Annotated in this window: 8 protein-coding genes; 3 read left to right on the forward strand and 5 right to left on the reverse strand. The window is 59.6% G+C overall.

Annotated features, from left to right (window positions below; all coding sequences use genetic code 11):
- Positions 1-19: 19 nt before the first annotated feature.
- Genes ACCQ12_RS16485 through ACCQ12_RS16500 form a run of 4 tightly spaced genes read right to left on the reverse strand, consistent with a single transcriptional unit; the run spans position 20 to position 13,444 of the window.
- Entirely contained in the window at positions 20-9,313 is a 9,294-nt protein-coding gene (locus ACCQ12_RS16485) for a calcium-binding protein (RefSeq protein WP_372382264.1), read from the reverse strand.
- A 15-nt stretch (positions 9,314-9,328) separates the two neighbouring features.
- On the reverse strand, positions 9,329-9,820 hold the full coding sequence (locus tag ACCQ12_RS16490) for a hypothetical protein (RefSeq protein ID WP_146093304.1): 492 nt from the start codon (positions 9,818-9,820) through the stop codon (positions 9,329-9,331).
- A gap of 40 nt (positions 9,821-9,860) precedes the next feature.
- A complete protein-coding gene (locus tag ACCQ12_RS16495) occupies positions 9,861-11,282 on the reverse strand; it encodes an HlyD family type I secretion periplasmic adaptor subunit (protein WP_372382265.1) in 1,422 nt (473 codons plus the stop codon).
- Positions 11,279-13,444: a type I secretion system permease/ATPase gene (locus ACCQ12_RS16500; protein ID WP_372382266.1), complete on the reverse strand. Its 2,166-nt coding sequence runs from the start codon at positions 13,442-13,444 to the stop codon at positions 11,279-11,281. The genes ACCQ12_RS16495 and ACCQ12_RS16500 overlap by 4 nt, the downstream gene beginning before the upstream one ends.
- A 289-nt stretch (positions 13,445-13,733) precedes the next feature.
- Between ACCQ12_RS16500 and ACCQ12_RS16505 the strand changes: the two genes are divergently transcribed.
- From ACCQ12_RS16505 to ACCQ12_RS16515, 3 genes are all read left to right on the forward strand, one after another.
- Positions 13,734-15,005 (forward strand): pyridoxal phosphate-dependent aminotransferase, encoded by a 1,272-nt coding sequence (locus ACCQ12_RS16505; protein WP_372382267.1) that lies wholly within the window; start codon positions 13,734-13,736, stop codon positions 15,003-15,005.
- Positions 15,005-15,655, forward strand: coding sequence for an SGNH/GDSL hydrolase family protein (locus ACCQ12_RS16510; protein ID WP_372383646.1), 651 nt, complete (start codon positions 15,005-15,007; stop codon positions 15,653-15,655). The genes ACCQ12_RS16505 and ACCQ12_RS16510 overlap by 1 nt, the downstream gene beginning before the upstream one ends.
- A 323-nt stretch (positions 15,656-15,978) precedes the next feature.
- A complete protein-coding gene (locus ACCQ12_RS16515; RefSeq protein WP_039406302.1) occupies positions 15,979-16,650 on the forward strand; it encodes a methyltransferase in 672 nt (223 codons plus the stop codon).
- 880 nt (positions 16,651-17,530) lie between these two features.
- Here the strand turns inward: ACCQ12_RS16515 and ACCQ12_RS16520 are convergent.
- The gene (locus ACCQ12_RS16520) at positions 17,531-19,714 is read right to left on the reverse strand and encodes a TonB-dependent siderophore receptor (protein ID WP_372382268.1); all 2,184 of its coding nucleotides are present in this window, start codon (positions 19,712-19,714) and stop codon (positions 17,531-17,533) included.
- Positions 19,715-19,968: the final 254 nt, after the last annotated feature.

A 19,968-nucleotide genomic window follows, 5' to 3' on the forward strand; every position in this document is an offset into this window, starting at 1 on the left:
CATAAGCGGGGCTTTTTAATTACCAGCTAGCTACGATCACGGGGATCAGCTTTTCGTACTCTGGCGAGCTTAGTGTCGTCTGACCACCAACAGGCGCATTGTAACTGGACATTGCGGCTACCAAGTTAGCTACTTCACTTACGTCAAGGACCCTCCCCTCAGCCGTCTGCAACTGATCCACCTGATAGCCGGAATCGGAGAACCAGTTTGCGATAGATAGCTGGTCATTCGTCCCGGCAATCGAAAGCACGAGGTCATTACCAGTCCGCGCCAACCAGATCTGATCAATCGCAACTCCGTCGCCAAAGATAACTTTGTCGCCGCTAGACGAATAGTCGTAGCTAGAAATACGATCGCTACCAGACCCACGACCGAAGCGGTACACGTCGTTGCCGTAGCCGCCGTCGAGTGTGTCATTGCCAGCACCGCCGTCCAGGATGTCATCGCCCTCATCACCAGACAAACCATCGTTACCGACGCCGCCAAGCAGCACATCGCTGCCGACGCCACCATAAAGACGGTCGTTCTGATCCCCACCATCGAGCGTGTCATTACCCTCATTGCCATAGAGCGTATCGGCACCAATCCCGCCCTGGAGAACATCGTCCCCTCCATAGCCTGACAAGGTGTCATCACCCAGACCACCGTTGAGCACATCGGTAGTGGCATAGCCGGTCAGTGCATCGTTGCCGTCCGTTGCCACCTGGACCAGCGCCTTGATTGCAGCGATATCCCAGGTCGTGCCGTCGGCAAAGCGAACCTCTTCCACCTGGTAGCCGTACGTGGCATCAGCGTAGAAGTAGCTGTTGACGCGCACGGTATCAGACGTGCCCTTGAGATTCAGCACCAGCGTATCGCCATCCCGTGCTACCGCAACATCACCGGCAGAGATCCCTTCGCCCATGACGATCGCATCGCGCTTGCCTGCCGTCCAATCGTAGTTGGTGATGGAGTCACCTCCAGATCCACGACCAAACCGGTACACGTCGTTGCCGTAGCCGCCGTCGAGTGTGTCATTGCCAGCACCGCCGTCCAGGATGTCATCGCCCTCATCACCAGACAAACCATCGTTACCGACGCCGCCAAGCAGCACATCGCTGCCGACGCCACCATAAAGACGGTCGTTCTGATCCCCACCATCGAGCGTGTCATTACCCTCATTGCCATAGAGCGTATCGGCACCAATCCCGCCCTGGAGAACATCGTCCCCTCCATAGCCTGACAAGGTGTCATCACCCAGACCACCGTTGAGCACATCGGCAGTGGCATAGCCCGTCAGTGCATCGTTGCCGTCCGTTGCCACCTGGACCAGCGCCTTGATTGCAGCGATATCCCAGGTCGTGCCGTCGGCAAAGCGAACCTCTTCTACCTGATAGCCGTAGGTCGCATCAGCATAGAAGTAGCTGTTGACCCGGACACTGTCCGAGGTGCCCTTGATGCTCAACACCAAGCTATCACCGTCCCGTGCTATCGAGACGTCTCCGGTAGAGATACCTTCACCCATGACGATCGCATCGTGCTTACCAGCGGCCCAATCGTTATTCGTGATGATGTCGTTGCCGGAGTCACGACCAAACCGGTACACGTCGTTGCCGTAGCCGCCGTCGAGTGCGTCATTGCCAGCACCGCCGTCCAGGATGTCATCGCCCTCATCACCGGACAAACCATCGTTACCGACGCCGCCAAGCAGCACATCGCTGCCGACGCCACCATAAAGACGGTCGTTCTGATCCCCACCATCGAGCGTGTCATTACCCTCATTGCCATAGAGCGTATCGGCACCAATCCCGCCCTGGAGAACATCGTCCCCGCCATAGCCTGACAAGGTGTCATCACCCAGACCACCGTTGAGCACATCGGTAGTGGCATAGCCGGTCAGTGCATCGTTGCCGTCCGTTGCCACCTGGACCAGCGCCTTGATTGCAGCGATATCCCAGGTCGTGCCGTCGGCAAAGCGAACCTCTTCCACCTGGTAGCCGTACGTGGCATCAGCGTAGAAGTAGCTGTTGACGCGCACGGTGTCAGACGTGCCCTTGAGATTCAGCACCAGCGTATCGCCATCCCGTGCTACCGCAACATCACCGGCAGAGATCCCTTCGCCCATGACGATCGCATCGCGCTTGCCTGCCGTCCAATCGTAGTTGGTGATGGAGTCAATTCCAGACCCGCGACCAAACCGGTACACGTCGTTGCCGTAGCCGCCGTCGAGTGCGTCATTGCCAGCACCGCCGTCCAGGATGTCATCGCCCTCATCACCGGACAAACCATCGTTACCGACGCCGCCAAGCAGCAGATCGTTCCCGCTGCCGCCGTAAAGGCGATCGTTCTGATCCCCACCATCGAGCGTGTCATTACCTTCATTACCATAGAGCGCATCGGCACCAATCCCGCCCTGGAGAACATCGTCCCCTCCATAGCCTGACAAGGTGTCATCACCCAGACCACTGTTGAGCACATCGGCAGTGGCATAGCCCGTCAGTGCATCGTTGCCGTCCGTTGCCACCTGGACCAGCGCCTTGATTGCAGCGATATCCCAGGTCGTGCCGTCGGCAAAGCGGACCTCTTCTACCTGATAGCCGTAGGTCGCATCAGCATAGAAGTAGCTGTTGACCCGGACACTGTCAGAGGTACCCTTGATGCTCAACACCAAACTATCGCCGTCCCGTGCTACCGAAACGTCTCCAGTAGAGATGCCCTCACCCATGAGGATCGCATCGCGTTTGCCTGCGGTCCAATCGTAGTTGACGATGAGATCGTTACCAGAGCCACGTCCGAAGATGTAGACGTCGTTGCCGAAGCCACCGTCAAGGGTATCGTTGCCTGCACCACCGTCTAAAAGGTCGTCGCCATTCTCGCCAGATAAACTATCAGTGCCGACGCCACCGAGCAGAAGGTCGTTCCCACTGCCGCCGTAAAGGCGATCGTTCTGATCACCGCCATCGAGCGTGTCATTACCCTCATTGCCATAGAGCGTATCGGCACCGATCCCGCCCTGGAGAACATCGTCTCCTCCATAGCCTGACAAGGTGTCATCACCCAGACCACCGTTGAGCACATCGGCAGTGGCATAGCCGGCCAGTGCATCGTTGCCGTCCGTTGCCGCCTGGACCAGCGCCTTGATTGCAGCGATATCCCAAGCTGTGCCGTCGGCAAAGCGGACCTCTTCTACCTGATAGCCGTAGGTCGCATCAGCATAGAAGTAGCTGTTGACCCGGACACTGTCAGAGGTGCCCTTGATGCTCAACACCAAGCTATCGCCGTCCCGTGCTACCGAAACGTCTCCGGTAGAGATGCCTTCACCCATGACGATCGCATCGTGCTTACCAGCGGCCCAATCGTTATTCGTGATGATGTCGTTGCCGGAGTCACGACCAAAACGATACACGTCGTTGCCGTAGCCGCCGTCGAGCGTATCATTGCCAGCCCCACCATCCAGCACATCGTCTCCGCCGTACCCATATACATAATCAAGCGACGACGCACCCTGGAGGATATCTGATTCGGCCGTGCCATAAATGTAGCTTTGCGTAACTGGTTGCTGCATTACTAAATTAAGTACGTCCGCATAGGCCCAAGAAGTTCCATCAGCAAAATTGATCTTTCCGACTGTGTAGGAAGTGCTTCCAGATTCATAGAAATAGCTACCCACTGTGATCTGCGCATTTGTCCCCTTAATTGCTATTATCAGGTCGTTGCTATAACGCCAAACCATAAGGTCAGCCACAGCAACATCCGCAGCCAGCTCCAGCACGTCAGTGGAGCCACTGTCATAGCTGTAGTTGCTAATCGTGTCCTGCCCAGAGGTGCGACCAAACACATAGGTGTCAGCTCCGACGTCTCCGCTCAGGTAGTCATTGCCGGCGCCGCCATCTAGACGGTCATTGCCTTCTCCACCGTACAGCCTATCGTTTTGGGCACCACCGAGCAGCAAGTCATTGCCGACTTCACCATAAAGGCTATCCGAGCCCTCACCGCCATCGAGTAGATCGTCTCCACCTTGGCCGTTGAGGGTGTCATCGCCACGCCCCCCAGAAAGGCTGTCGCTGCCCTGGTAACCAATTAGCTGATCATCTCTTGCTGTGGGGACCTGCACCAATGCTTTGATCTGTGCACCATCCCACACCGTTCCATCAGCAAAACGTATCTGGCTGACTGCATACAGCTCCCTACCATCGTTGTAAAAGTGACTGCCAACTCTGACCTGCGCATCGGTTCCCTTAATGGTCAGCATGAGATCGTTGCTGTAGCGCCAAATGGTGACATCGTCCACAGCAACATCCGCAGCTAGCTCAATGACGTCGGTAGACGTGCTTTCATAGCTATAGTTGCTGATCGTGTCCTGGCCTGAGTCGCGGCCGAACACGTAGGTGTCGCTTCCGGCATCACCGCTCAGATAGTCATTGCCGGAACCGCCCTCCAGGCGATCATTGCCGCCGCCACCATACAGAGTGTCACTATTGGCTCCGCCCTCCATCTGGTCGTCACCTTCGCCACCATAAAGCGTGTCGTTCTGCATACCGCCGAACAGTCGATCATTGCCCGCATCGCCAGAAAGATTGTCGGCACCTTCACCACCGTCAAGCAGGTCATCTCCGCCACGTCCGTTGATGGTGTCGTCACCGCGTCCGCCGGAAAGACTGTCATTGTCCTGGTAACCGGTCAGCTGATCGTTTCCGGCCGTCGCGATCTGCACCAGTGACTTGATCTGTGCCGCATCCCACACCGTTCCATCTGCAAAACGCACCTGAGTGAGCGCATATGGCCCGTTGCCATCGTTATAAAAGTGACTGCTCACCGTAACGCGCGCATCGGTCCCATTGATTGCAAGCACCAAGTCGTCGCTATAGCGCCAGATCGTCACATCTGACACCGCAACATCTGCAGCCAACTCCAGAACGTCAGTGGAACCACTGTCATAGGTGTAGTTGAAGATCGTGTCCTGACCGGAGGTTCGGCCAAAAACATAGGTATCGCTTCCGACGTCTCCGCTTAAATAGTCATTTCCGCTACCGCCATCCAGACGGTCATTACCGCCACCACCGTATAGCGTGTCGTTATTTGCCCCTCCGTCAAGTCGATCATCGCCCTCACCACCATAAAGCGTGTCGTTTTGTGTACCACCAAACAATTGATCGTTGCCCGCTTCCCCGGAAAGGTTGTCAGCACCTTCGCCGCCATCAAGCAGATCGTCTCCGCCTTGCCCACTGATGGTGTCATCGCCACGTCCACCGGAAAGACCGTCATTGCCATCATAGCCGGTCAGCTGATCATTCCCGGCCGTCGAGGTCTGCACCAATGACTTGATCTGTGCAGCATCCCAAACCGTTCCGTCGGCAAAACGCACTTGAGCGAGCGCGTATGGCCCATTGGCATTGTTGTAGAAGTGGCTGCTTACCGTGACGCGAGCATCCGAGCCCTTGATCGCCAGCACCAAGTCGTCGCTATAGCGCCAAATCGTCACATCTGAGACGGCAACATCCGCTGCCAACTCCAACACGTCAGTGGAACCACTGTCATAGGTATAGTTGCTGATCGTATCCTGCCCAGAAGTGCGACCAAAGACGTAGATGTCGCTTCCTGCATCCCCGCTCAAGTAGTCGTTGCCGGTACCGCCATCGAGTCGGTCATTGCCGCCGCCACCATAGAGCGTGTCATTGTTTGTCCCGCCATCCAGCTGATCGTCGCCCTCGCCACCGGAGAGCATGTCGTTCTGCGCGCCACCGAACAGCAGGTCATTACCCGCGTCGCCTGACAGGCTATCACCACCGTCGCCACCCTGAAGCAGGTCGTCTCCGGCTTGGCCATAGATAGTGTCGTCCCCACGTCCACCTGAAAGGCTATCGTTGCCTTGGTAGCCGGTCAGCTGATCATTCCCGGACGTCGAGGCCTGCACCAACGACTTGATCTGTGCAGCATCCCAAACTGTCCCATCAGCAAAACGCACCTGATTGAGCGCATATGGACCGTTAGCATCGTTATAGAAGTAGCTACTGACAGTAACGCGAGCATCCGTCCCATTGATCGTCAGCACCAAGTCATCGCTATAGCGCCAAATCGTCACATCTGACACGGCAACATCCGCAGCCAACTCCAACACATCAGTGGAACCACCGTCATAGTTGTAGTTGCTGATCGTGTCCTGTCCGGAAGCGCGACCAAACAGGTAGATGTCGCTTCCTGCGTCCCCGCTCAAGTAGTCATTGCCGGCGCCGCCCTCCAGGCGGTCATTGCCACTGCCACCATAAAGCGTGTCATTGTTCGCTCCGCCATCGAGCTGGTCGTCACCCTCACCGCCATAGAGCGTATCGTTCTGCGTACCACCGAATAGGCGATCATTGCCAGCCTCACCAGACAGGCTATCGCCCCCCTCACCACCCTCAAGCAGATCGTCGCCACCTTGTCCGTTGATGGTGTCATCACCGCGCCCACCAAAAAGGCTGTCGTTGCCTTGGTAGCCGGTCAATTGATCACTTCCGTCACCTGCGACCTGCACCATCTCTCTGAGCTTTGCAACGTCCCAGATTGTACCGTCAGCGAATCGAATCTCTTTTACCGAGTAAGGACCATTTCCATCGTTATAAAAATAGTTCGACACAGCCAAGCGGTCGTTAGTCCCAGCTATCTCAATGATCAGATCGTCACTGTAACGGGAAACCTTGATATCAGCTGCAGACAAATCGTCTGCAATCAGAATCCGATCCTCCTCGCCGGCAGAGTGATAGTTGGAGACAGTATCCCTACCAGAACCTCGGCCGAACAGGTAAACGTCACTACCAGCATCCCCGCTTAGATAGTCGTCACCCGCGCCACCGTCAAGACGGTCCGTACCGGCACCACCGTACAGCGTGTCATTTCCGACCCCACCATCCAGCAAGTCATTGCCCTCCCCACCGAATAGCACATCATTTCCATCTCCGCCAAACACCTTATCGCCTCCGGACTCGCCGTAAAGCGAATCATTGCCACGCTCACCGACAATGAGGTCGTCACCAAGTCCTCCTCGCAAATCATCGCCGCCAGCACTTCCCCAGATGATGTCATCGCGTGACCCCAGCTGCGCGACCCCAGACACGAGGTTAATATCCGAGCTTACCAGTGCAGCGAGTCCTTCCGGCGAAACTTTGGCTTGATCGATCATTGCCCGAAGAGCATCAACACCGTTCCAGCCTGTGTCCGCAAGAAAGCCTCCGCCGTAGCGATACAAATCGATAGCGTCTTGCAGAGCCTCGCTCTTACTTTCTTTCCACTTATCCGAAAGCTTGGCTGTCAATCCGAGGACATCGAACTTGAATTCACCATCCACGAGCTTAATGCTAACGCCGTCCAAATAACCTTTCAGACGCGTCTCCATCACCAAGCCTGCATACACCGACTCTTTTAAGCTCGCATAGGCAGCTCTGAGCGCTTCGATCTGCTCGGGCTGCAATAAAATACTCATAGAAAAAAACTTAGTTCCGTCCAACTTGGACAACTCGCTCCATGAATAGGAACTGCCCCCGGTCGACGCTTGGTCATAACGATAGCTGATCAGACTGGAGCCATTGAATTTTTCCAAGATGGCAATCATTGGACCAAGCTCTGCATGCTGCTGCTTAATCCAAGCATCTATAGCTTCGGGGCTCTGGGCCGCGACATCGGCTGGGAGAACGCCACGATAAAGCAGCTCGCGCGCGCCCCCGACAGATTCAAGCATCTCTTCACTGCTCTGCATTGTGGAGGTCGCCGCCCATTGGGTGAGGATAGCGTCAAGCGAGGCTCTCATCGAATCGCGAGATGTTCCAGGTGAAATCGCTTGTATAGAAGCCAACAACTCTACAGATAAGCTCCCAGCTTCCTTTAAATCTCGTACGGCACCGCTACCCTTTAGGTTTGGCAGCAAGCTAGCTTTACTCGTCGCGTCAATAGGATTCAGCGACCCACTAAAATCACGAAAAAAATTATTCATAGCAAGCTGAAGATCGCCAGCGAGCCCTATAGTCCCATCAACACGCTCATAAGCACCCCGATTATCCACTACATTTCCGTTACCGAGATCCAAATCATCAGTAACAGTCGGCCTCAATGTAATCCTAGAAACATTCAAACTTTCAAATGCGAATAATTCATTGGACTGCGAAATACCGTCCTGATTCAAATCGCGCCATAAACGGACGTCACCGAATTGACTATCAGCCGAACTAAAAACACCATCCTTATTGCTGTCTAGATCGGCAAGCGCAGAAAACCCAGAGGAAGCCTTCACTCCAGACGAAAGATCGGTATCCGCTCCGAAAAGTTCGGATCCGTCATCAATCCTACCATTTCCGTTCCTATCCATAACTACAAATGCGTCGTCAGACTTAATCCACCCAGTTCCGCTTTTTACACCGTCACCATCATGATCAAAAAGGATTGAGCCGTTCGCTTCTACTGTCTCGATTCCGTCATCGTCAAGGTCGATAACCAGAGGATCGCGGCGTGGCACAAAGTTTCTTGCACGATCGAACATATCTCTTAGTGAGTCGCCTAACTCATCAAAACGGTCGCCCCACCACTTAGCCGTATCACTCCACGCGTCCTCAAACCAATCTGCCACATCTTTGATTGCTTCTTTACCCCAGTCTCCCAATTTATTCCATTCACTGTCAGGAACAAAATCCGGAGCCAATACTCCTACACCAATAGCTACAGCGGCGACGACTGCTATAGCAGGAGCTCCAGTAATTCCTAAGAATCCGAGGACTCCGGTCGCAATAGTTCCTGCAGCTGCTCCCATTGCGGCGCCTACAACCGCTTTAGCCACATCTCCAGGTGTACCATACAAAGTGGCAGCACCAATATCCACCAAATCCCCCACTGGCCCCCCGTGTTTTGCAGCAAACCGCAGAGCGGGACTTGCATTCATTAAAGATGCATATTTTGAAGTTGACTCTAAATAATATGCATTCAACACATCAGACATTGGTCCTTGAGCACCAGCCAAAGCACTCGCTTCACGCGCAGCTGAAACTGCAGCCTCTGAATAAGCAGCCTTCCATCTTGGATCACTAACTGATTCCGCCGCGCTAGCATAGTCCAAAAAAACTTGGGACTGTCTATTATGCCCAGCTACCAGTGCCTGCCTGATTGCAGCTTGAGCATCCGCCCCATCCGCAACCGATTGCGCGTACTGTTTCTCGTATTGAGCTACAAAGGCGAAAGTGGCCGACCGATACGCACTCCCTAGCTTATTGGCATCTTCAAATCCAAAAGGATCGGCCGGCTTTGAATCACCCCCACCATTATTATTACCACTGCTATTATTGCTATTGCTGCTACCTTCTTGACTAGTCATCGCTATCATTCCTTTTTATTTTTTAATTACCTGCCGCAGTATGGCGACAGAACCGTAAGCCATTACGACACAAGCTGCGACCATAATCCCGTAGCCAAGACCAAATAGAAAATGCGATTTCCCCAAAAGTATAATAAGCCTTACTCCCTTAGTTGGATTTTCAATTGAACTTACGGGGAGAGCTAAAACCAAGACTACTGATAAAATAGAAGCAATAAATAATCCGCACACGCCCAATGCAAATGCTTTTGATTTATTATCAATCTCTTTAACATCTGAATTTGCACGCACCCAAATTACAACAAGGGGAGATAGAATCAGAGAAGAGAGGACAGTGAAGTAATATCCGCCTGCATCACCCCATGCAGCCTTATAGAAATTTTTCCACCCATCAATAAACTGCAAGTCGTGAATTTTTAATAATAGAGAGAGTTTTCCAACTAGAATTGGGAGAAAGAAGAAGACAAACAGCAAAAATCCACTCTTTTTTTTAGTTAAGGCATTCAATTTATTAATCTCCATAGACTTCGATAGAATTCCTAGGCTCTCACCGTTCTCTTAACGACTCGGATCCGTGATGACGAAGTGGACTAAGCAGATAGTCAATCACTCGCCTCTTCCCCGTCTTCACTTCCGCACTCAAGCTCATCCCGGCACTCATCCGCACCTTGACCCCATCGATCTTCAGCGTGCTGCCGTTCAATTTGATGCGTGCAGGAAATACCAGGCCCAGCTTTTCGTCCTGCGCGGCATCGTGCGAGACGCTTGCTACCGTTCCGGTCAGATAGCCGTAGCGGGTGTAAGGGAAGCTGTCGACCTTGACGGTGACCGGTTGGCCCGGGCGCATGAAGCCGATGTCCTTGTTCAAGACGGTGACTTCAACCTCCAGTGCTTCTTCGGCAGGCACTACGACCAGTAGCGGCTGTGCGGGCGTGACTACACCGCCTACGGTGTGGACGGCTAACTGCTGGATGGTGCCGTCAACGGGTGCGTGCAGCGCCATCAGCTTGTCGCGCTGGCCGGTCTTGGCGACGTCCTGGGTCAGCTGGCCGGCTTGCTCGCTTGCCTGGCGCAAGGCATCCAGTGCCTGCTGGCGTGTGTCGGTGACAAGCACGCGCAACTCCTCTTGCGCCGCGCTGGTCGCCGAGCGGATCTCCTGCAGGCGATTGCGCTGGGTGGCGAGCTGGCTTTCTGCGGCGATGCGTTCCTGTTCGCGCAACAGGTAGTCATGGCGGCCGACGTACTTGCCTTCGACCAGGCGGGCGTAGTCCTCTGCGCGCACTTTGGAGATGCGTGCGGATTCGGCCAGCGGTTCGATCGCGTCCTGGGTGGTCTGCAACTCGGCCTGGCGTTGGGCGATGCTGGCTTGCAGGTTGTGTCGGCGCGCCTGGAATGCATCGAATTGACTGCTGACCAATTGCTGCTCGTTGGCTACGCGCTCTGCGGGTAGATCCGGTGCCGCGCCCAGCTGCGGTGGCTGCCCGGTGGCGATGGCGGTTGCCAGGGCGGCCTGACGCAGCGCAGCGAGACGTGCGTTGACCAGTGCGTCGCCGGCCTGAGCGAACTCGGCGCCGGTGGCGGTGGCATCGAGTTCGACCAGCAGCTGGCCTTTCTTCACGGCTTGTCCGTCGCGTACCAGGATCCTGCGTACCACCGCGGTTTCCGCGGTCTGCACCACCTTGGTTCGCGAATCGACCACGGTCTTGCCTGGTGCCACCGCGACGATGTCGAGCTTGCCCAAGCATGCCCACAGCAGCGCCACACAGAAGAAGCCGATGATGATGCGCATTGTCCAGCGCGCGGTGGGCGAGACCGGTGCTTCGGTCAGCTCAAGATGTGCGGGCAGGAATGCACGCTCATCGGCGCTGCGCGCGGGCGGGTCGAGCTGGCAGCGCACCGCCCAGGCCGATTTGAAGATCTTGAGGTAGCGGAGGACGAAATCGCGCCATCCCTGGAGCTGGTGCTTCATGGTGTCCCCTGTTGCAGTCTGTACAGATGCGCGTACTGGCCTTCCGGACGGTCGACCAGCTCGGCATGCGAGCCGCTCTCGACAATTCGCCCTTTCTCCACCACGACGATGCGGTTGGCCTGCCGCACGGTAGACAGGCGATGGGCGATGATCAGCACGGTGCGGCCCTTGCAGATCGCGCGCATGTTGCTCATCACCGCGTGCTCGGACTCGTAGTCCAGCGCACTGGTGGCCTCGTCGAGAATCAGGATGCGCGGGTCGCCGATCAACGCACGTGCAATTGCGATGCGCTGGCGTTGCCCACCGGATAGACCAGCGCCATGTTCGCCAACCTTGGTGTCGTAGCCCTCGGGTAATTCGAGAATGAAGTCGTGCGCGCCAGCCAGCTTGGCGGCGTGAATCACCCGCTCCAGCGGCATGCCGGGATCGGTCAAGGCGATGTTCTCCCGGACGCTGCGGTTGAACAGGAAGTTCTCCTGCAGCACCACGCCCAGCTGCCGGCGGAGCCAGGCAGGATCGGCCAATGCCAGATCCTGCCCATCGATCAGCACCCGCCCACGTTCGGGCGTGTAGAGCCGCTGCACCAGCTTGGTCAGCGTGCTCTTGCCGGAGCCGGACCGGCCGACGATGCCGATGATCTCGCCCGGGCGAACGTCCAGCTCGATGGCATTGAGCACTTCCGGCGCGTCGGGCCGGTAGCGGAACGTGACCCGCTCGAACGTCACCTGTCCGCGAATCGGCGGCAAGGCCAGGCGACTGCCCGGCACCTCGGTGCGGGTATTGAGGATGTCGCCCAGCCGCTCGACCGAGATACCGACCTGCTGGAAGTCTTGCCATAACTGGGCCAGGCGGATGATCGGTGCGGTGACCTGGCCCGCCAGCATGTTGAAGGCGATCAGCTGGCCGATCGACAGCTTGCCTTCCATCACCAACTTGGCGCCCCAGAACAGCACTGCCACTGCGGTGAGCTTCTGCACCAGCTGCACGCCCTGTTGTCCCAGGGTGGCGATGCGGGTGACGTTAAAACCGGCGCTGACATAGCCGGCCAGCTGGTTGTCCCAGGTGCGGGTCACGCGTGGATCCACCGCCATCGCCTTGACCGTGCCGATACCACTGACGGTCTCCACCAGGAACGATTGGTTGTCCGCACCGCGCGCAAACTTGTCGTTCAAGCGCTTGCGCAGCACCGGGGTGATCAGTCCAGAGATCGTGGCGTACAGCGGCAAGGACAGCACCACGATCAAGGTCAACCAGCCGCTGTACCAGAACATCACCGACAGAAAGACCACCGTAAAGAACAGATCCAGCACCGAGGTCAGCGCCTGCCCGGTAAGAAAGTTGCGGATGTTCTCCAGTTCGCGGACACGCGCGATGGTGTCGCCAACGCGCCGCGACTCGAAGTACGCCAACGGCAACGACAACACATGCCGGAACAACCGCGCCCCCAGCTCCACGTCGATCTTGCTGGTGGTATGGGCGAAAACATAGGTGCGCAGGCCAGACAGCAGCACATCGAACACCGCCATGGAGACCAGCCCGATCGCGATGACGTCCAATGTGGTCAGGCCGTTATGCACCAGCACCTTGTCCATCACCACCTGGTAGAACAGCGGGGTGATCAGAGCAAACAGCTGGATGAAGAACGAGACGACGAAGACCTCGATCATCAACTTGCGATACTTGACCACCGCCGGGATGAACCAGCTGAAATCAAATTTGGCCAGATCGCCGAGCACTGAGGCCCGCGAGGCAACCTGCAACAACCGGCCCTGGTAACGCGCCTCGAACTCGGCCGGCGAAATGGAGCGCGGCCGCTTTTCGACCAGATCGTGGATCAGGATCTGATCCGCACCGACCTTGGCCACGATGAACGCGTCACCTCCCGGCACCAGTGCCAGAGCCGGCAGTGCAGCCATGCCAATGCGCGCGGCTGGTTGAGCAACGACCTTGGCTTTCAAGCCCAGTTGCTTGGCCGCCAGCAGCAGTGTGGTCTCGTCGAATGGCTCACCCCCACGGCCAAAGCCATGCGCCAGCTGCGTCGCATCGGCGGCAATGCCATGAAATTGCGCCAGAAGGACAAGTCCCTGCAGCCCCAGATCCGGCCGATCGTGCACCGACGAGCCGCCCTCGACTAACGAGAGCGACGCACTTCCCCCTGACATAACGCGATCCTTGCTGAGAGCCGACGGGCTCAAGTGACGGAATAGAATCTTGGGATGTTAAGAACCTGTCAATCAGCCAATCCCGTGCTGACGATCTATTTTCTCAATCAGCCGTCTCTCGGGCTGAGACGCAGCCATTGATGCGGACCCGGTCATTCCCTAAGGGCAATACCTGCTAATAGTGAGCAGCAGGGGGCGCCGCCCCTTGACATCGTTGCCGATGCAAGCATGTCCGCCTGGCGCATTTCCGCTACCATGCCAAGCCTCACGCCTACAACCGGCCCGTCGCATGTCCACTGCCCCGCAAAAGCCGCTCGCCATCCGCGAGCGTCTGTCCGAAGTCCGCTACGAAATCCGGGGCGAGCTGGCGCGACGAGCGCGGGAGCTGGAGGCGCAGGGCCGCAAGCTGATCAAGCTCAATATCGGCAACCCGGGGGCGTTCGGGTTCCGGGCGCCGGAGCATCTGCAGCGCGCGATCGCCGATGACATGGGCCGCACCGATCCCTACACGCATCAACAAGGCCTGCCGGAGGCGCGCGAGGCGATCGCCACCGCGTATTCGCGCCGCCAGCACCCGGACGCGCACCCGGATCGTATTTTTGTCGGCAACGGCGTCAGCGAGTTGATCGACCTGTCGCTGCGGGCGCTGCTCAACCCCGGCGACGAGGTGCTGGTGCCCTCGCCCGACTATCCGCTGTGGTCGGCCGCCACCATCCTCAACGATGGCCGCCCGGTGTACTACCGCTGCGCGCCGGAAAACGGCTTCCAGCCGGACCCGGTGGAGATCGAGACGCTGGTGTCTTCGCGCACCCGCGCCATCGTGCTGATCAACCCGAACAACCCCAGCGGCGCCAGTTATTCGCGCGAGCTGCTGGAGCGCATCGTGGCTATCGCCACCAAGCACAATCTGCTGCTGATGGTCGATGAGATCTACGACCAGGTGCTCTACGACGGCGCGGCCTTCGTGCCGGTGGCGCCGCTGGCCGGCGCGCACCCGTGCATCACCTTCAGCGGCTTGAGCAAGGTGCACCGCGCCTGCGGCTGGCGGGTCGGCTGGGCGCTGCTGTCCGGCGAGCAGGCGCGCATCAACGACATGCGCAACGCGATGGACCTGCTCGGCGCTCTGCGCCTGTGCGCCAACGTGCCGGGGCAGTACGCCATCGATGCCGCGGTGAACGGGCCGGACACCATTTCGGCGCTGTGCGCGCCGGGTGGCCGCTTGTACGAAACCCGCCGCGCGGTGATCGAGGCCTGCGCGGCCAGCGAGCATCTGCAACTGGTGGCACCGGCCGGGGCGCTGTACGCATTCCCGGCGGTGGTGGGTGCGGCGGCACGCAACTTCGACGATCACGAGTTCGCACTCGATCTGATGAACGAGGAAGGCGTGCTGGTGGTGCCCGGCTCCAGCTTCAACGTGCCGTATCGCCACCATTTCCGCGTGACCCTGATGCCCGAGGCCAGCGTGATGCGTGATGTGTTCGCACGCATCAACCGTGCCCTGGCGCGCCGCGCTGAGGCGGTGACCAAGGTGGTGCCGCTCAAGTCGCGCAGCGTGGCGTGATGGCCGCGCCCGGCACGCCGCAGCGCTATCTGGCGCTGGGCGATTCGTACACGATTGGCGAAGGCGTCGACCCCGCGCAGCGCTGGCCGGTGCAGCTGGTCGAGGGCCTGCGCGCGCACGGCTGGCCGGTGCAGGCGCCGCAGATCATCGCCACCACCGGCTGGACCACCGACGAACTGCAGGCCGGCATCGACGCTGCGGCGCCGCAGGGTCCTTACGACCTGATCAGCCTGTTGATCGGCGTCAACAATCAATACCGCGGGCTGGCGCTGGACGACTACCGCAGCCAGTTCGATGCATTATTGCAGCAGGCCATTGCGTTGGCCGGCGGCCACGCGGCACGCGTGCTGGTGCTGTCGATTCCCGATTGGGGGCTGACGCCCTTTGCGCGCGCGCAAGGCCGCGATGCCGGGCTGATCGCCGCGCAGATCGATGCCTTCAACGGTGTGGCGGCCGAGCGCTGCGGCGAGCGCGCCGTCCGCTTCATCGATATCACCGCCACCAGCCGCGACGGCGGCGATGCGATCGCGATGCTGGTCGACGACGGCCTGCATCCCTCGGCTGCGATGTATGCGCGCTGGGCAGCCGTGGCGCTGCCTGCGGCGCGCGATGCGCTGGGCGCATTGGGATCTGTCGACACGATTGCCTGAGCCAACGGCGTGCGCTTGCGCTTGGGCGAAGCAGGCGCGCGTACTGGTCTGGCGCTGCATGGTCATCGGCCCGAGGCACGGGTGGCAGTTGCCGCCGTCTCGCAACCGCCCAGCTGGTCGGCGCTGCCGCACATCGCCGACACGGCGCGCCGCGCGGCAAGGGCGCAACAAGCGCACTATCGACGCCGGGCAGGGCTGCGCGTGACCAGGCACTGGGAAAACGCCAACCGGGCCTACCGCAATCACGCCGGCAGGCCCTAAGCTACCCGCGCAGCACGCCTGATTGCCAAGGAACGACATTGCACAGCACCGCCACCCAGCCGATGAGCCGCGCACAAGCGCTGGCGATCGCACGCGCGTTTTTGCCCAAGCACCCGCTGGGCAACCGCTACGACTACTATTACACGCACGCCAAGTTGCGCACCGACCCGCTCTACCCGGGTGTACTGGCGCAGCTGCGCACCACCACCGCGCCGGTGCTGGATCTGGGCTGCGGGCTGGGCCTGCTGGCGCATGCCTTGCGCGCCGACGGGCAGGCGCTGGCGTATTACGGAGTGGATGTGGATGCGTCCAAGATCCGCCGCGCGCAACATATCGCGCAGCGCTCGGCACTGGGCAATACCAGGTTCGAGGTGGTCGACCTGAGCCTGGCCTGGCCGCAGCATCAGGGCAGTGTCACCATCCTGGACGTGCTGCAGTATCTGCAAGCGGACATGCAGGCCGGCCTGCTCCGCAGCGTGGCGCAGATGCTCACGCCCGGCGCCAAACTGGTGATCCGCAGCGCCTTGGGCGATGCCAGCAGCCGCGGCCGCACCAGCCGCGTCACCGACGTACTGGCGCACCTGAGCGGCTGGATGCAGCGCATGCCGCGTAGCTACCCCACCCGCGACAGCCTGCAGGCGCAGTTGGACGCGGCCGGCCTGCGCGCCACGTTTGCACCGCTGTACGGCAATACGCCGTTCAACAACTGGTTGATCGTGGCCGAGCCGCGCTGAGCCGTACACAACGAGGCTTGCTCGATTCAGAATGGCTGCCAGACGTAACGCGCGGTCGCCGGACGCATGTGGACGGCACGCAGAGACCGGGACATACGCGTATACATGCGGGCTGGTTGAGATCCATGCACACCGACCAACCTCACGGGTCCTTGCCCGCCCACCGCCACGGAGCTACATGGAGGTACTCGCAGCATGTCCTGCGATGGTGGGCGGGCAAGGGCCCCTGCAGTAAAGGCGCAGATGATCCGCTCTCCGCCTGATCTGCCGTTATTGAGCAATCAGGTAGCGACGACTGCATCGCGCCTATCGCGGTCACTTGGCGATCTTCAAGTCTGGTCGAGCGCGCGGTGCCCTCACCGCTCGCGGGACACGCCGTGAATCCGTCCGTGGAGGCTCGGTGGCGGCATCCATGCCGCCACACGGTCCCGCAAGCGGCGAGGACACCACGCCAGACAGTTGACTGGTGGTTTTGTTGAAGAGCAAAGACACCGCGGCACCAGCTTGCTAGTCGCTGGTTGAGATCCATGCACACCGACCATCTCGACTGGTCCTTGCCCGCCCACCGTCGCGGGACCCTTGGCGGCATGGATGCCGCCACGGAGCTTACAAGGACGTACTTGCAGCGTGTCCTGCGATGGTGGGTGGGCAAGGGTCCTGCAGCAACGGCGCAGACCATCCGCTTTGCGCCTGATCTTCCAGTATTGAGCAATCAGCTAGCGACGACTGCATCGTGCGTGTCGCGAGCACTTAGCGATCTTCACGCGTCAAGTCTGGTCGAGGGCGTGATGCCCCCATCGTTTGCGGGACACGCCGTAAATCCGTCCGCAGAGGCTCGATGGCGGCATCCACGCCGCAACGCGTGTCGCCTGGAGCAAGGTCAGAACTTCCAGGACAACGTGAGCTCCACATCGCGCGGGTCGCCGTAGATCAGCTGGCTCTGGTAGACGATGTTGGCGTAGTAGCGGCGGTCGAACAGGTTGCGCACGTTGAGTTGTGCCGACCAGGCCTGGTTGAAGTCGTAGCGTGCCATGGCATTGGCCAGCACCACGCTGCCTTGCGTCAGCCGTTGCGTGTTGCCCTGCGGCGCGGCCATCAGCTCGTGGATGGCCGACTGCCAGCTCAGTCCCCCACCCAGCCGCCACGGCCCGGTCTGCCAGCTGGTGAACAGCGTCGCCTCACGGCGTGGGCTGGCAGGGTTCACGTCCGCGCCGCTGGCGTCGTTGGCATCGAACTGCGCGAAGCCGAACGCAAGACGCCACTGCTCCGACAGCTGGCCATCCAGCTGGAACTCCACGCCCTGGCTGACAGTGCCTCTGGCAGCGAGATAGGCCTGATTGGTGGTGCCTGGCACCAGCTGCCCGGGGTCGTTGACGGCCAGATTGTCCTGCTCGATGCGGAACAGCGCCAACGCGGCATTGAGCTGGCCGCCGAAATATTCGCCCTTGGCACCCACCTCGTAGCTATCGCCTTCCAGCGGGTCGAGATAGCGTCCGCCGCGGTCGCGGTTGTTCTGGGGTTTGAAGATGCCGGTGTAGCTGGCGTAGAGCGCATGGTGGTCGTCCACATCGAAGATCAGGCCGGCGTACGGCGTGGTGCGGCCCCGGCGCTCGTACGAATTTTCCGGCACCAGCTGGTCGGTGCTTTTCCAGTCGGTGACGCGTGCACCCACGATGGCCTTCAGCGTGTCGGTCAGCTGGAATCGTCCGGCGGCGTAGGCGGCTACCTGACGCACATCGCGGTCTTCCCCCTTGCTCAGCGGCGTCCACTGCGGTTGCGCCATGGTGCCGGTCCAGGCGAAGACGCTTTGTGCGATCAACGGTTGCAGCGGCAGGTTGGACCAGTTGCGCACATTGCGATTCAGCCAGGTGGCACCGGCCACGATTTCGTGTTCGCGGCCCCACAGCGTCAACGGCAGGGTGAGGTAGGCGTCCAGACTGTTTTGCGCGCTGAGCGCGGGGTAGCGCCCGCCAAAGGTGCTGGCAAGCCCCAGGCCGGTCTGTGCGTCCGGATAATCCAGGTAGCCGAACAACACCGATTTCCAGTCGGTTTCGAAGCGCTGGTGCGCGTACTCCACCTGCAGCTGCGCACCATTGTCGAAACGATGGGTGAGCCCGGCGAAGGCGTTGGTGGTATCGGCCACGCCCCGCGCCCAGCGTGGCGTGAACGCGTCCGAGCGCGCGAAATCGGTGCGGCTGCCGTCGCTGAAATACGCCGGGACGCCGCCCCAGGTGGTGCCGCGCCCATCGTTGCGCTGCTTGTTGATGCCGATGTAGCCGCTGGTGGCCTCGCTCAGATCCGCATCGACGATGCCGTAGAACAGCGACGACTGCTTGCCGTAGTAATCGCGGAAGGACTGCTTGTCTTCATAGCTGGCCACCACGCGGCCGCGCACCGTACCAGCGGCGTTGAGCGGCGATTGCAGATCGAGCGTGCCGCGATAGCGGTCCCAGCGGCCGGCCGACAGATCCACGCGGCCGGTCAACACGTCGCTGTCGGCATGCTTGCGCAGCAGGTCGATCGATGCCGCCGGGCTACCGGCACCTGAGGTCAGCCCGTTGGCACCACGCACGATCTCGACGCGGTCGTAGATGGCCATGTTCTGCTGCACATCGCCGCTGTAATCGGTGGGAATGCCGTCGATGCGGTAGTAATCCACCTCGAAGCCGCGTGCGGTGATGTAGGTGCGCTCGGTATCCCAGGTCGGCGAGTTGAAACCGGCCACGGTGTCGGTGACGTCCTGCAGCGATTGCAGGTTACGGTCGACGATCTGCTGGCGGGTCACCACCACGACCGACTGCGGCGTGTCGCGTAACGACAGCGACAACTTGGCCGAACTGCGTGCGATATCGGCGGTGTAGGAGTCGCTGCCCTCGGTGGTGGCACTGCGGTGCGCCTGGATCTGCAGCCGATCCAGATCGACCGGATCTCCGGGATGCGATTGCGCGCTTGCCAGCGCCGGGCAGGCACAGGCCAGCGCAAGCACGGCGCGTCGGGGGGTCACGCGCGACAGGCGCAGATCGGCACGCGCACCAGCGCGCGCAGACACGGGACGAGAGAACATTGGTGTCAGCCTCATGATCGAAACACTGCCGTCGAAGACGGCCGCTGAGGCTGGCGCGGTCACACCGTGCGAGGTGCGGCCCGTTGGCTGGCTGGGCGCGCATGGTCGATCCATGCCCCATCGCTGTCAATAGACGCCGGCACAGGGGAGCTGCAAATTGCGAGAAAAATGCCGTCTGGTTTGCACGCTGGGTTGCCACGCATTGGCAACCGATTGGCGGCCGCCCGCGATCCATTCCTTGCCGCGCGATGTCG

Source organism: Xanthomonas sp. NCPPB 1068 (assembly GCF_041479385.2).
GTDB lineage: Bacteria > Pseudomonadota > Gammaproteobacteria > Xanthomonadales > Xanthomonadaceae > Xanthomonas > Xanthomonas cannabis.

Bases quoted from the DNA above. Each gene is read 5' to 3' on its own strand.
- ACCQ12_RS16505 (WP_372382267.1), top strand. From the start codon at position 13,734: ATGTCCACTGCCCCGCAAAAGCCGCTCGCCATCCGCGAGCGTCTGTCC.
- ACCQ12_RS16515 (WP_039406302.1), top strand. From the start codon at position 15,979: ATGAGCCGCGCACAAGCGCTGGCGATCGCACGCGCGTTTTTGCCCAAG.
- ACCQ12_RS16520 (WP_372382268.1), bottom strand. From the start codon at position 19,714: ATGTTCTCTCGTCCCGTGTCTGCGCGCGCTGGTGCGCGTGCCGATCTG.
- ACCQ12_RS16500 (WP_372382266.1), bottom strand. From the start codon at position 13,444: ATGTCAGGGGGAAGTGCGTCGCTCTCGTTAGTCGAGGGCGGCTCGTCG.
- ACCQ12_RS16495 (WP_372382265.1), bottom strand. From the start codon at position 11,282: ATGAAGCACCAGCTCCAGGGATGGCGCGATTTCGTCCTCCGCTACCTC.
- ACCQ12_RS16510 (WP_372383646.1), top strand. From the start codon at position 15,005: ATGGCCGCGCCCGGCACGCCGCAGCGCTATCTGGCGCTGGGCGATTCG.
- ACCQ12_RS16485 (WP_372382264.1), bottom strand. From the start codon at position 9,313: ATGACTAGTCAAGAAGGTAGCAGCAATAGCAATAATAGCAGTGGTAAT.